Source organism: Brachyspira hyodysenteriae ATCC 27164 (assembly GCF_001676785.2).
GTDB lineage: Bacteria > Spirochaetota > Brachyspiria > Brachyspirales > Brachyspiraceae > Brachyspira > Brachyspira hyodysenteriae.
In genome coordinates this window covers 2,608,366-2,622,596 of record NZ_CP015910.2, presented here as the reverse complement: position 1 = coordinate 2,622,596, position 14,231 = coordinate 2,608,366, and the positions used below count along the sequence as shown (strand labels likewise).

The 14,231-nt window shown below is 29.1% G+C and carries 13 protein-coding genes; 10 read left to right on the top strand and 3 right to left on the bottom strand.

From position 1 onward, the window contains the following. Positions 1–66: 66 nt before the first annotated feature. The gene (locus tag BHYOB78_RS11455; RefSeq protein WP_020064794.1) at positions 67–1,671 is read right to left on the bottom strand and encodes a peptide ABC transporter substrate-binding protein; all 1,605 of its coding nucleotides are present in this window, start codon (positions 1,669–1,671) and stop codon (positions 67–69) included. Between the two features lie 167 nt (positions 1,672–1,838). Between BHYOB78_RS11455 and BHYOB78_RS11450 the strand changes: the two genes are divergently transcribed. The 5 genes from BHYOB78_RS11450 (at position 1,839) to pncB (ending at position 5,987) form a co-directional block, all read left to right on the top strand. Then, positions 1,839–2,528 carry an ankyrin repeat domain-containing protein gene (locus BHYOB78_RS11450; RefSeq protein WP_012670942.1) on the top strand — a complete coding sequence of 230 codons (690 nt, stop codon included), beginning with the start codon at positions 1,839–1,841 and terminating at the stop codon, positions 2,526–2,528. A gap of 101 nt (positions 2,529–2,629) precedes the next feature. Beyond that, positions 2,630–3,574 carry an N-acetylmuramoyl-L-alanine amidase family protein gene (locus BHYOB78_RS11445; RefSeq protein WP_020064795.1) on the top strand — a complete coding sequence of 315 codons (945 nt, stop codon included), beginning with the start codon at positions 2,630–2,632 and terminating at the stop codon, positions 3,572–3,574. A gap of 79 nt (positions 3,575–3,653) precedes the next feature. Then, positions 3,654–4,553, top strand: a complete 900-nt coding sequence (locus BHYOB78_RS11440; RefSeq protein ID WP_012670940.1) for a M23 family metallopeptidase — start codon at positions 3,654–3,656, stop codon at positions 4,551–4,553. Further along, on the top strand, positions 4,550–4,774 hold the full coding sequence (locus tag BHYOB78_RS11435; protein ID WP_012670939.1) for an AtpZ/AtpI family protein: 225 nt from the start codon (positions 4,550–4,552) through the stop codon (positions 4,772–4,774). The genes BHYOB78_RS11440 and BHYOB78_RS11435 overlap by 4 nt, the downstream gene beginning before the upstream one ends. A 13-nt stretch (positions 4,775–4,787) precedes the next feature. Beyond that, positions 4,788–5,987: a nicotinate phosphoribosyltransferase gene (pncB, locus tag BHYOB78_RS11430; RefSeq protein ID WP_012670938.1), complete on the top strand. Its 1,200-nt coding sequence runs from the start codon at positions 4,788–4,790 to the stop codon at positions 5,985–5,987. Positions 5,988–6,510: 523 nt separating this feature from the next. Here pncB and BHYOB78_RS11425 read toward each other — a convergent pair. Next, positions 6,511–8,001 (bottom strand): tetratricopeptide repeat protein, encoded by a 1,491-nt coding sequence (locus BHYOB78_RS11425; protein WP_020064796.1) that lies wholly within the window; start codon positions 7,999–8,001, stop codon positions 6,511–6,513. A 253-nt stretch (positions 8,002–8,254) separates the two neighbouring features. Here BHYOB78_RS11425 and flgE point away from each other — a divergent pair, with 253 nt between their 5' ends. The 5 genes from flgE to BHYOB78_RS11400 all read left to right on the top strand — a co-directional run bounded on the left by flgE (position 8,255) and on the right by BHYOB78_RS11400 (position 12,410). Further along, the gene (flgE, locus tag BHYOB78_RS11420; protein ID WP_020064797.1) at positions 8,255–9,580 is read left to right on the top strand and encodes a flagellar hook protein FlgE; all 1,326 of its coding nucleotides are present in this window, start codon (positions 8,255–8,257) and stop codon (positions 9,578–9,580) included. Between the two features lie 66 nt (positions 9,581–9,646). Next, a complete protein-coding gene (locus tag BHYOB78_RS11415) occupies positions 9,647–9,871 on the top strand; it encodes a flagellar FlbD family protein (RefSeq protein WP_020064798.1) in 225 nt (74 codons plus the stop codon). A 40-nt stretch (positions 9,872–9,911) separates the two neighbouring features. After that, positions 9,912–10,703, top strand: a complete 792-nt coding sequence (locus BHYOB78_RS11410; RefSeq protein ID WP_012670934.1) for a motility protein A — start codon at positions 9,912–9,914, stop codon at positions 10,701–10,703. Positions 10,704–10,721: 18 nt separating this feature from the next. Next, positions 10,722–11,522, top strand: a complete 801-nt coding sequence (locus BHYOB78_RS11405) for a flagellar motor protein MotB (protein ID WP_008730641.1) — start codon at positions 10,722–10,724, stop codon at positions 11,520–11,522. A 15-nt stretch (positions 11,523–11,537) separates the two neighbouring features. Then, entirely contained in the window at positions 11,538–12,410 is an 873-nt protein-coding gene (locus tag BHYOB78_RS11400) for a class I SAM-dependent methyltransferase (protein WP_020064799.1), read from the top strand. A 67-nt stretch (positions 12,411–12,477) separates the two neighbouring features. Here BHYOB78_RS11400 and ptsP read toward each other — a convergent pair whose 3' ends face one another. Continuing rightward, the gene (gene ptsP, locus BHYOB78_RS11395; protein WP_012670932.1) at positions 12,478–14,223 is read right to left on the bottom strand and encodes a phosphoenolpyruvate--protein phosphotransferase; all 1,746 of its coding nucleotides are present in this window, start codon (positions 14,221–14,223) and stop codon (positions 12,478–12,480) included. Positions 14,224–14,231 lie beyond the last annotated feature (8 nt).

The following is a 14,231-nucleotide window of genomic DNA, read 5'->3' as shown; positions in this document are numbered from 1 at the left end:
TTTATTATTGCTAATAAAAATTGTTTATCTATTTTTACAAATAGCAGGCATTCGTAATTTTATATTTTATTCCAAATATGCATAATGGAAATGATATTCCATTAATGGTGTTAGAACATAATCTTTCAATCTTTTACTTACTAAAACAGGATTTGAAGGATTGTATATTGGTATTAATAAATTATCTTCTGCTATTAATATTTTTTCAGCTTCATGCATAGCTTTCATTCTTATTTCTTGCTTAACAGAATTTCTAGCAGATTCTATATAATTATCAAATTGTTTATTGCTGTATCCTGATGTATTTTGGCTTCTATAGCTTAAATAATTTTCTAAGAAAGTCATAGGATCGCTGTAATCACCAATCCATAAAGTTCTTATAAGCTGATAATTTTTTTCGCTTCTCATTTGCTGATAAGCTGCCCATTCCATAGATGATATTTGTAAATCAACACCTAAATTTTCTTTCCACATCTGCTGAACTGCCTCTGCTACTTGTATATATACTAAATCTGCAGTAGTTTTATATTCAAGTACAGGAAATCCTTCTCCATTAGGATATCCAGCTTCAGCCATTAATTGCTTAGCCATTTCTACATTATTAGAGTAAGCTTCTTTTGATAAATCTATATATTCTCCTCCATTTTCTCTGAAATCTCCCTCTACATCATAAGCACCAACAGGCACCCAAGCACTTGTAGGAGATTTAGCTGTAGGAACAACATTTTCTACTATATAGTTTCTGTCTATAGCTAAAGATAAAGCCTTTCTTATTCTTGTATCTTTTAATACTTCATTGGTAGCATTTATACCGAATGCAACTGTAGAAAAATATGGAGCAATATTAACTATGCCTTCAGATTTTAATTTTTCTAAATCCTGTTCTATAATATAAACAGAAAAATCTAATGAACCGTCTTTTATTCCTGCTAATGCCAAATTAGCATCTTTCATCATAACAAAAGTAATTTTTTCAGGTACTATATTATTTTTATTCCAATAGTTAGTATTTTTTACAACAACTATTTTTTCATCAAGCTTTCTTTCAGTCATTATAAACGCACCGTTACCTATATAACTTTCAGGTTTTAATGACCATTGATCTCCATACTGTTCTATTATATCTTTTCTAACAGGGGCAAATATAGGATAAGTTAAAATATCCAAGAAATAACCTATAGGAGCTTCTAAAGTTATTTCTAAAGTGTAATCATTAATAGCTTTTACTCCAAGCTGCTCAACAGGAAGTTCTCTTGATAATATTTTAGCAGCATTTTTTATATATTCTATAAAAGATGTATATTCAGCACCGCTTAGAGGATTTGCTGCTCTTTGTAATGCATATACAAAATCATCAGCAATAACATTTTTTCCGTCAGACCATTTGGCATTTGTTCTTAAATTGAAAGTATATACAAGACCATTATCAGAAATATTTAAGCTTTCACAAGCTCCGGCCTGTAAATTTCCTGATATATCCTTTGTTATCAAAGTTTCAAATACATGTCTTGGATATACAAAATCATTTCCGGATAATGTAGGGTCTATTGTTTTGGGTTCTTCTCCTGCATTAATGAATAATTCTTTATTGTTTCTTGTTTTGGATGATGAGCATGATACTGCAAATATCATAATCAATGTTAGTGAAATAATTAGTATTTTTTTGAACATAACTTTTTCCTTTAATTTATTATTGGTTATCATAATACTATAATAATTTATATAATGCAATTATTTTTAGTGATAATAGTAATTTATTTTTAATTAAAATTAGTAAAATTATTTTACTAATCATAGTAATTTTTGTTTTAAAACAAAAACTAAATTGGAGAGATTACATGAAAAAGTTAGCCAGTATTTTATTTATTTTAATTTTATCTATTCCTCTTTATTCTCAAACTTCAAGATTTAAAAGGCTTACACCAGAGCAATTAACCAATCTTGCCAACCCTAGAAGACTTTCACACAGAATATTTTATACAAAAGGTTCTCAAGGTCCTAATGCTAAATGGTTTGATGCTGTTAAAGAAGGAAATCTTGATGAAATAAAAAGAATGGTTGAAGCAGGTCAGGATATAGAGGTTCAGGATACATACAGTCTGAAGCAAACTGCTTTAGGATGGGCTGCTTTTATAGGGTATTTAGATGTTGTTCAGTATTTAATATCTAAAGGAGCCAATCTTTATGCAGGAGATACTGCTGATGTTACAAGTGCTTTTAAATCTGCTATACTTGGAGGAAATATTGATGTTATAGAATATTTATATCCTCTATATAATGGAAAATTAGATCTTAATGAGCAGGATAAAAGAGACGGAGAAACAATGCTTATGGTTGCTGCTGGAAACAGCAGAGAAAAAGCTGTAAAATTTTTATTAGATAAAAAAGTTGATGTTAATATAGTAAGCAAACAATTGAATAAATCTGCTTATACTTATGCATGTGAATCAAGAAATCAGAATATTATCAAGATGATATCCGATGCCGGCGGAATAAATGTACGTACTGGAAAAGCTTCTTGTCAATAATAATTAATAATAAGTAAATATTATAATGGGGCTTATAAAAGCCCTATTTTTATATATACGCTTATTAATTTAATAAAATTATTTACGATAATTAAATTACTATGAATAACAAGAACCGTTTTATTATATTTTCTACAGTTATTATCGTTTTGATAATAGTATCTTTTTCATCTCTTATAGTTACTGCTAATACTAAAGTTTCTGAAACTATAGTAAGAGAAGGTGAATTGAATAATGCCGAAAATCCGAGCAGAAAATTTAATGATATAATAGAAAATAGAAAGGTAAGAATACTTATAGATCCTGGTCATAATGCAGCTACTAAAGGTGCATTAGGATATTTGGGTTATGAATATTATATGAATTTGAGAGTAGCAAGGGAATTAGCAAAAATACTTTCAGAAGATAATAGATTCGAGTATTTCTTAAGCAGAGAAGGGGCATATTACAGCAGACCTATAAAAGAGTATATGACTAACAATTATGAAGAGCTTCTAGGTATATATAATACTAAAGTAAAAGGAGAAGAAAGAACCGGAAATTTAACTAGATACCAGACTTTAGAATTATATGCTATAAGACATTATGCTATAGATAATAATTTTGATTTACTTTTAAGCATACATTTTGATTATATGCCTTATATAAGCAGAAGAAATAAAACTTCAGGCTTTCATGTTATAGTTAGTCCTTATAATAGGGAATTTCCAGCTTCTATGCAGGTTGCATATAAATTATCTGAAAGAATGCAGGAAAAATATAAAATATCTCCAATAATAGGACATGACAGAGTTCTTCCTAATTCTGTTTGGAAATTCTATGATAGAGAAGAACTTATAAATAATGCTATATCTTTAAGAGGTTTAATAGTTATAGGCGATGCTTTTGAAAATGCATATAATAAGCAGGAAATTAAAAAAGATGTTCCTTCTGTACTTATAGAATCTGCTTTTATACATGAATGGCAGTTTGGAAGCAATAAGGCTGTAAAAGAATTGGCTAATCAGATGTATTTGGCTTTAGTTGATATATATACTACAAAATAAACTATTTAACTGTTATTATATTGTTGATTAAAAATCAATATTTTGTTAAAATAACTCTAAAATAGGCAGTAGTAGAATTATGTATATAAAACCTAAGAAAAAGAAAAATAATAATAAATATATAAATAAAAAAGAAAATTTTTTTCATTTATTTTTTCATAAAATAGGTAAATTTCTTACTCACAGAATTTACTTTATGTTTATACCGCATTCTAAAAAGAAAACTAAAACATTATCACTTCCAATATATTCTATTATAATAATAGTATTGATAATTTCATTATCACTTCTTACAACTTTTTCTTTCCTTACAAAAAATACTGTTTTAGCTAGTAAAACTGAGGTATTAAGTGGAAGTTATAAGGATAAATTAACCGAGATAAATTCTCTTGAAAATATATTCAGTTCTGTAGTTTCTAATGATTATTATAGAAGCGATATGTCAAATATTGCATCTATTTTGAAAGTAGATACAAATAATATAAATTTTTCCAGCAATTATATGGATAATATCCTTCTTATGAATCTAAGAGCAGAAGAATTGGAAAAATTAAAGGTGTATTTAGATGAATTAAAGGCTAATATAACTTCAAAGAATAATGCATTAGAGCCTATACCTTCAATACTGCCTATAGATTCAAGATATGCTGTTATATCCAGACCATATCAGGATGGCTCTATTATATCAAGAGGAATAGGTTTTGAGACTATTGCAGGAACTTTGATTAGGGCTACTGCTTCCGGTACTGTTAATGATATAACTTACGATAAGGATACAGGGTTTACAATTACAATTTATCATAGATTTGGTATTATTACTAGATACAGCGGACTTGCTACTTCTTTGGTATCAGAAAAAATGGATGTGAAGAAAGGTGAAATATTGGGAAATGCCAAAACGGGTGTTTTTGAGTATGAATTGAGAATAGCTACTGAATATGTTAATCCATTAATATTTACAACAGTGGAATATCAATGAATATAACGGATAATAAAAAACTACAAAATGGAATAAAATATGCCGCACTTGGTGTTGAGTTTGGAAGCATGGTATTAGGGTTGACTTTTGTAGGATATTATGCAGATAAACATTTTAACAGTAAGCCTTTATTTACAATAATAGGTATATTTGTAGGTTTTGTCTCGGGAATTTATAGGCTTTATAAGATATCCAAAACTTTTGATAAAATAAAAAAATAGATAAGGATAAAAAATGAAACCTATAATAAATAGTTTACTAGACACTGATTTATATAAATTCACTATGCAGCAATGTGCTTTAAGACAGTTTTCTGATGTTTGGGTTCGTTATGTATTTAGAAGCAGGAATATTTTGGAATGGACTGAAGATATGCATAGGGAATTTTTGAAACAGATAAAATATTTCTGTGATTTAACTTTCAGAAAAGATGAATTGGAATATTTGGCTTCTTTAAGATTCATAAAAAAAGATTATATAGAGTTTCTTAAATTATATAAGCCTTTAGGAGAACATATAAGAGCTTTATTTGATGATGATAAATTAACTGTAGAAATAGAAGGCCCTTGGTATCAAACTATTCTTTGGGAGATACCTATTCTTGCTATGATTAGTGAGATTTATTATGCCTATACTACTTGTAAAGATGATAATGGTAAAAAAGCTTATGAACAGGCTAAAACTAATTTAATAAAAAAAATAGATGAGAAATTACTTCCCATACATAAATCAGATAATGGATTTAGATTTTCAGATTTTGGGACTAGGAGAAGATTTTCATTCGATTGGCAGAAGAAAGTTATTTCTATATTAAAAGAAAAGCTACCAGCCGCATGTTTGGTTGGAACGAGCAATGTATATTTTGCTAAAACTTATGATTTACTTGCGGTTGGTACTAATGCTCATGAATATTATCAGATAGGGCAGGCATTAGATAAAGTGAGACTTGCAGAAAGTCAGAAATTTATGCTTCAGTCTTGGGTTAATGAATATAGAGGAGATTTAGGAATAGCTTTATCGGATACATTAGGTACTGATAAATTTTTAAAAGATTTTGATTTATATTTTGCAAAACTTTATGATGGAATAAGACATGATTCAGGAGATCCTTTTGTTTGGGGGCATAAAGTTATAAATCACTATAAAAAACTGAGAGTTGATCCAAGAACTAAGACATTGCTTTTTAGCGATAGTCTTAATTTTGATAAGGCATATAATATATACAAAGAATTCAAAGATGAAACTAATGTAGCATTTGGTATAGGTACTTATATCACAAATGATTTTGAACCTATAGCAAAACCTTTAAATATAGTTATGAAACTTCAAAGTGTTAATGGTAAGCCTGTTGCTAAAATATCAGATGATGAAGGTAAGACTATATGCGAAGATGATGCATTCTTAAATTATTTGAAAATAGTTGCAAAAGAGTAATTTTTAATATTATTATTAATCTGACGCGCGGTAAATTAATTACTATATATTATTTAAATTAAATTTTTAATAAACATATATTAAAAAATTATTCTGCGCGCGGTGTATGCATACTAAATTTAAAAAATCTTGGGAGGGGAGTTAAAATTCTAATTAGACAATAGAGAAATAAATAATAAAAAATTCAAATTAAATTAAAAAATTTATGGGGTGGGGAGTGAAGATAAGTTTTAAAACTTAATTACATACCCCGCCCTCTATATTTTTTAGCTTCACTTATAATTAAAAAAAATTAATTTTTTTAGCTTTATTTATTAAAGCACACCCGCCCTAAATTTTATTGTATTAGCAATTCTTTTAACGCACGGTAAATAAATTTTAATATATTATCTGCATAAAAATTTTTAATAAACATATATTAAAAAATTATTCTGCGTGCGTGTGAAAATATATTTTAATTTTTATAGATTTGTATTTATTATATAATTATCAAATATAATTAATCTTTTAATATCATTAAGAATTATTGTAATTCTTCTATTTTTTCTAATGCTTTATTGTTATAAGGATCTATTTCTAATAATTTTTTATATGAATTAATGGCATTATTTTTATCATTAAGTTTTATATATAAATCAGCTTGTTTTTCTAAATGATATATATCAGGTGTTTCATTATATATCTCTATTGCTTTTTTATATGCATTATTTCTTTGTTCTATATCTCCTAACTTTTCATATAGATTTCCAATATTTTCAAAGCTGTAAGCATCATTTTCATTGCTGTATATTTCTATTGCTTTATTGTATATAATGTTTCTATCATCTACCTTATCTAATTTTTCGTATAAATCTCCTAATGTAATGTAGGCATCAATATTATTTGGATCTTTCTCTATTGCCTTTTTTAACATTTCTATAGATTTATTATATTCTTTTATATCTTCATATAATGCAGCTATTGAAATATAGTAATTAAAATCATTAGGATTTATTTCTATAGCTTTATTGTATAATTCTATAGCTTTATTATATTCTTTAATATCCTTATACAATTCGGATAAATAATAGTAATACTGATTATTTGAAGGATTTTCTTTCATTACATCATTATATGCATTTATAATTTCTTTATATTGATCAATACCATCGTCTTTATCATAGAATTTTGTTATTATGCTCCATAGAGAAGGATTAATTTCTATATACTTTTTATATATATTTGAAGCTTCTTCATTCTTTCCAATTTTTATGTATATTTTAGCAAGCGAATCTATTGCTATAGAAGAAAAATCCTCTAATTCACTATGATAATCCATTTTCAATAATTTTTGATATGTTTCTATTGCTTCATTATACTGTTTATTTTTATCATAGGCTAATGCTAAATAATGCATAATCTCATTGTTATTATCATTTTTTAGGTTTTCTAAAGATTTTTTAAGATATTTTACAGCCTCTTCAAAATTTTCAGTTTTTAAATATTCTTTAGCCAAAGTAAAAGCATAATATTGTTTATTATTATTAATTTCTGATGTATTGTTTATTTCGTAAGCTTTTCTATATGCAATTGAGGCATCGGTATAATTTCCTATGTTATCGTATATTTCCCCAATCAAATACCAGTATTCAGAGTCCTTATCATTTATTTCTATTGCATTTTTTATGTTTTTTAAAGCATCATTAATAACATTACAAGAATAGTACACGCATGCGAGCCAATATAATGCTCTGTCATTTTTGCTGTCTAATTCTATTATTTTTTTTAGTATTTCTATGCTGTTTTTGGAATCAAAATTTAGATAGTATGCTTTTGCCAACAGGAATAATTTTTTTATATTTTTATCATCATTTTTTAAATATTCTTGTAATATATTTATAATATTGGAATATTCTTTATTATATATGAATTCTTTTTCATCATTTTCGGAATCATCATCACCATAGAATTCATTATCATTGAGTATTTCTTCAATTCTTTCTAAAGTATAATATTCCATGTTATGTGAACTCATTTTATCCCCCTATTGTATATAAATTATTTATATAAAACTACTAATAGAGAACAACTTCATACTTTAACATTGCTTAAGAAAATGTATATAATCAATTATATAGTAATTCTAACATATTTTTATGTTTATTTCAATTATTATTATATAAATAATATATATATAGTATTGTAAACAATAAAAAAGTATTAAACAAATTTTAATTATACCGAAAATATTTTATAAGAAATATTAAAATTTTGGAGGAATACGCCTTATGATGCGTTCATTATTTGCCGGCGTGTCTGGTTTGCAAAATCATCAAACTCGAATGGATGTGGTTGGAAATAACATAGCTAACGTTAATACTTACGGATTTAAAAGAGGAAGAGTTACTTTCAAGGATATGATAAGCCAATCTTTAAGCGGAGCAGCTAAGCCGCAAGAGGATAGAGGCGGTATCAATCCTCAACAAGTAGGCTTAGGTATGATGGTTGCAACTATAGACACTATACATACTCAAGGTGCTTTACAAGTTACAGGTGTAAACACTGATTTAGCTATTCAGGGAGAAGGTTTCTTTATTGAAAAAAGAGGAAATAATTCTTATTATACTAGAAATGGTGCTTTTTCTTTAGATAAAGACGGATATTTAGTAAATCCTTCTAATGGTTATAAGGTACAAGGTTGGAATGCTGTACTTAATCCTGAAACAGGCGAAATGGAATTAAATACTTCAGCTGGTGTAGAAGATGTTATTATACCAGTAGGTTCAAAAGACCCAGCAAGAGCTACAGCTAATACAAAATATTTCTGTAACTTACAGAAAACAGGAGAAACACATCAGTCAGATTTAACAATCTATGATTCTACAGGAATACCTCGTCAATTAAGAGCAACTTTCACTAGAACAGATGTTAACAGATGGGATATGGTAATAGATATACCAGATGCTACAGAAGGAAGTGTAAGTGTTTCTGCAGGTGATCCAGTAGAAGGCGGCGGAAATAATACTTTCCAATTAGTATTCAATGATGCTGGTTCTTTAATTTCAGTAAGTGATGGTACTAATACTCAGACAGAAGGAGTATTAATGCCTAATGTATCTTTCACTTATCAAGGAACAGAAGGTGAAGTAAATCAGACTATTAACCTTACTTTAGGTGAAGTTGGTTTATTTAATGGTATTACACAATTTGAATCACCATCAACAACTAAAGCTATAGAACAAGATGGTTATACTATGGGTATGCTAGAAGGTTTCAGCTTTGATGATAGCGGTCAAATAACAGGTGTATTTACTAATGGAAACAGAAAAACTTTAGGTCAGGTTGCATTAGCTAAATTCAATAATGCAGGCGGTTTAGAGAAAGCAGGAGATACTTTATTTGTACAAAGCAATAACTCAGGAGCTGCTAATATCGGTACAGCTGCTGCAGAAGGCAGAGGTTCTATTAAAGCTGGAACTTTAGAGATGTCTAACGTTGATTTGAGTGAGCAGTTTACAGATATGATAGTAACTCAAAGAGGATTCCAATCTAATGCTAGAACTATTACTACAGCAGATCAAATGCTTCAGGAAGTTATAGCTCTTAAAAGATAATAAATAATATTATTAAAATAGACTTTTTATAATTTTATAGTATAATAGAGTTAGGAGTTTCTGATAATGATACATATAACAAGATTTGATGGAAGTATATTGTATGTGAATCCGCATCAAATAGAATTCATGGAGGAGACTCCTGATTTGGTAATAACAATGTTATCTGGAAGGAAGGTTGTAACTAAGGATAGTTTTGAAACAGTACTTGGAAGAATAATAGAGTACAGAACTAGAATAGTTGATGAAAAAACTATAGGAAAGCCATCATTCTATGGTAATGAAGAATAAAAAATAAATAAAAAATAAAATTTTAGGTAGAGAGTAAAATATGGATATAATTGTACCTTTAGGTGTTTTTTTGGTAATAGGTATCAATTTATTTGGTATTATTTCAGGGGGTGGTAATGTCGGACACATGGTGGACATTGCATCTGCAGTTGTAACAGGTTTAGGTGGAACTACTTCCCTTTTAGTTGCCAATGACTTAGGAACTATATTAGGTGTTCCAAAAGCTCTTAAAATGCTTTTGAATAAACCAGATTATGATGAAGCACAAATAATCATAACTCTTTTAAGTTTTTCAGAGAAAGCAAGAAGAGAAGGTTTGTTAGTATTGGAAGATGATATACAGGAAATTTCAGATCCATTGCTTAAAAAAGGCATGCAGCTTGTAGTTGACGGAACAGACCCTGAACTTGTAAAAAATATTTTGAATACTGAAATAGATAACGTAGAAGCAAGACACGATACAGTAAGAAAAGTTTTTGAAGATGCTGCTTCATTGTATCCTGCTTGGGGTATGATTGGTACATTAATCGGACTTGTAATCATGCTTAGAAGTTTAGGTGGTGGTGGTGGTGTTGAAGCCATCGGTTCTGGTATGGCTGTAGCTCTTATTACTACATATTACGGATCTGTTATAGCTAACGGTTTTGCTTTGCCTATAGCAGGTAGACTTGCAGCTAGACACTCATCAGAGGCTACAGTTCAAAGTATTATGGTTGAAGGAATTTTGTCTATACAGGCTGGTGATAACCCTAGAATAGTAAAGGATAAATTAATATCTTTCTTGCCTCCTTCACAGCGTCAGAAAGTTAATGAACAAGTTGGAGACAGATAATAATTCAGAGGTAAATAAATGGCTACTATTAAATTTGGTAAAAAAGCTAAAAAAGTTGGTGATAAAGCTCAAGTTCCAGGCCCATCAGCTCCTTTATGGCTTCAAACTTACGGAGACTTCGTAACTTTGGTATTAACATTCTTCGTATTGTTACTATCTACAATGTCTACATCAGTAAGTGATTCTTCTATACAGCTTATTGCTACGGCATTCCAAGGATCATTTGGTGTTATGCCTGGCGGTACTACATTATCACAAAGCAGACTTATTTATGGAGGTGCTACAGTTGATAATTTGCCTTCTACTGATAGAGGATATTCTGTTGGAAGAAGTATTGACAAGGCAACTTCTGTTTTAGAATCAGAAATTAAAAGCAGAAAAGTAAGAATAGAGGAAGATGAGAGAGGTTTTATCATAAGTCTTGGTGCAGATCAGTATTTTGAATCTGCTTCTACTAATTTGGTTGATAATCAGAATAATGTTGAAACTTTTATCAAATTAGCTTCTGTACTTAGCGGTTTGCCGAATGATGTAAGGATAGAAGGTCATACAGATTCAGGTTCTATTATTCCTGGAAGTATTACAGAACAGAAATTTGGAAATAATTGGGGACTTTCTTCTGCAAGGGCTATGGTTATTTTAGAAAAAATATTTGAAAATGATCAGGCTGGAAAATTGGATAGAAATAAATATTCAATAGCAGGATATGCTGATACAAGACCGGTGGCATCTAATGATTTACCAGATGGTAGAGCTTTAAATAGAAGGGTTGATATTGTTGTAGTAAGAAATGATGTTACTTATTATAATCAAAGGTAAAGCGTAAAAAATAAAATGCTCTTAGCTGATAAATGGAAAGACTATAAAATTATAGATTGTGGTGAAGGCGAAAAACTTGAGAATATAGGCGGATTTTTAGTATCTCGTCCGGATTCTCAAGTTATTTGGTCTAAACAGTTAAAGAAATGGAATAATTTAGATGCTATATATCATCGTTCTGATAAGGGCGGAGGTTATTGGCAGTATATAAACAAGCCTAAAGATAATTTTATCATAAAATATCAAGATTTATCTTTCAAAATAGAATTTACTAATTTCAAACATATAGGTATTTTTCCGGAACAGGCCGTTAATTGGCAGTTTATTATTGATAAAATAAAAGAAAAAAAATCTTCTAGTCATAAAAATAAGGAAATAAAAGCATTAAATCTATTTGCATATACAGGCGGTGCAACAGTAGCTTGTGCTTATGCTGATTGTGATGAAGTTGTGCATGTTGATGCTTCAAAAAAAATAGTGGGGCATGCTCAGAAAAATATAGAAATCAACAATTTACAAAATAAAAAAGTAAGATTCATTATAGAAGATGTTATAAAATTTGTATTAAGAGAAATAAGACGTGAAAGGAAATATGATGTTATAATAATGGATCCTCCTGTATACGGAAGAGGTCCTAATGGAGAGCTTTGGCAAATAGAGACTAGTTTAAAAAGATTAGTAGAAGAATGTATTAAACTTCTATCTGATGAACCTATTCTTTTTCTAATAAACTGTTATACAGCAAGTTTTTCTAATATATCATTAAAAAATATTTTATCAACTTCTATCAAACATAAAGGTACTTTTGAAAGCGGTGAAATAGGGCTTCCTATAGAAAACTCTGATATTATTCTTCCTTGCGGTATATATGCAAGGTTTTATTCTTAAATAAAAAAAATTAAAATAAAAAGGAGTCAATTTCTTGACTCCTTTTTATTTTTATAATTAATATTTTTTAATAGCTTATAGTACCGCCTCTTTCATGTACTTCTATGAATCTTAACAATTCAGCTTTAACCTCTTCAGCAGTATCAAGTGAAAGTACTCTTTTTGCTAACATCTGACATTCAGACTTATCTAAAGAGATTATCATTTTTTTAACTTCAGGTATTGATATTGCTGACATAGAGAATACATCAAGCCCAAGACCGAAAAGTAGTGGTACAGCAAGTAAATCTCCAGCAAGCTCACCGCACATAGAAATAATAATTCCGCTTGCATGTGCTCCTTCTATAGCCATTTTTATAGCTATAAGTACAGAAGGGTTATAAGGATCACATATAGCTGCTATTTTTTCATTTCCTCTGTCTGAAGCTAATGTATATTGTGTTAAGTCATTAGTACCGATAGAGAAGAAATCAGATTCTCTTGCGAAAGCTTCTGCTCTGAATACAACAGAAGGTGTTTCTATCATCATACCCAATTCTAAAGCTTCATTAAAAGGAATATTTTCTTTCATTAGTTCTAATTTACATTCATTGAATATAGATTTAGCTTTACGAAGTTCTTCTATAGATACTATCATAGGAAGCATTACTTTTATTTTACCAAAAGCAGATGCTCTAAGTAAAGCCCTAAATTGAGTTCTAATAATAGAAGTTTTGTCCAAACATATTCTTAAAGCTCTCCACCCAAGTGCCGGATTTTCTTCTTTAGGCATCTCTAAATAAGGCAGATATTTATCACCGCCTATATCCATAGTTCTTATAGTAACAGTATGACCGCTCATAGCAACAGCTACTTCTTTATATGCTTTAAATTGTTCATCTTCTGTAGGGAAATCAGTATTTTCCATAAAAAGAAACTCTGTTCTATAAAGTCCTATACCATCAGCCCCATTTTTCAAAACTCCGCCTAAATCAGCAGGAGAACCTATATTAGCATATACTCTTATTTTTGTACCATCTTTTGATATAGCATCTTTATGGGCATACTCTTTTAATAAAGCTCTTTTCTTATCAAATTCTTCTTTAAGCTTCAAACATTCATCTATAGATTCTTTTGTAGGATTTACTATAACAGAACCTGTATTTCCATTAATGATTATAATTTGATCATTTTCTATATCACTCAAACTATCACCAACACCTACAACAGCAGGAAGCTCTAAAGATCTAGCCATAATAGATGTATGAGAAGTTCTTCCTCCTATTTCTGTAACAAATGCAAGAGTATTATCCAAATCTAAATTAGCAGTATCAGAAGGTGTTAAATCTCTTGCAATTACTATAGAATCTTTAGGAAGATTAGATACATCAACTATATCTTCTCCTTGAATATTTCTTATCCATCTGTCAGAAATATCAAGTAAATCTCCAGCTCTCTCTCTCAAATACTCATCTTCAACTTCGCTTAACATTTTAGTATAAATTTCTATACCTTGAGATAAAGCATATTCAGCACATACTTTATCATCAGTTATGATATTATTAACTTCTTCAAGTAAATCTTCATCTTCAAGCAAAGTAATATGAGCATCAAATATTGCTGCTTTTTCTTCAGAAACTTTTTTAGCTGTAGATTCTCTTATCTTAAGAAGCTGTTCTTTTGTTTTATTTCTAGCTTCTAACAATTTTGCCTTTTCAGACTCTACCTCTTTACATGGGCATTTAGAAATTACTATGTCTTTTTTTAAAAAGAGATAAACCTTACCTATAGCTATACCGGGAGAAACCCCTATTCCAGTAATTCTTTTTTCCATATTATAAT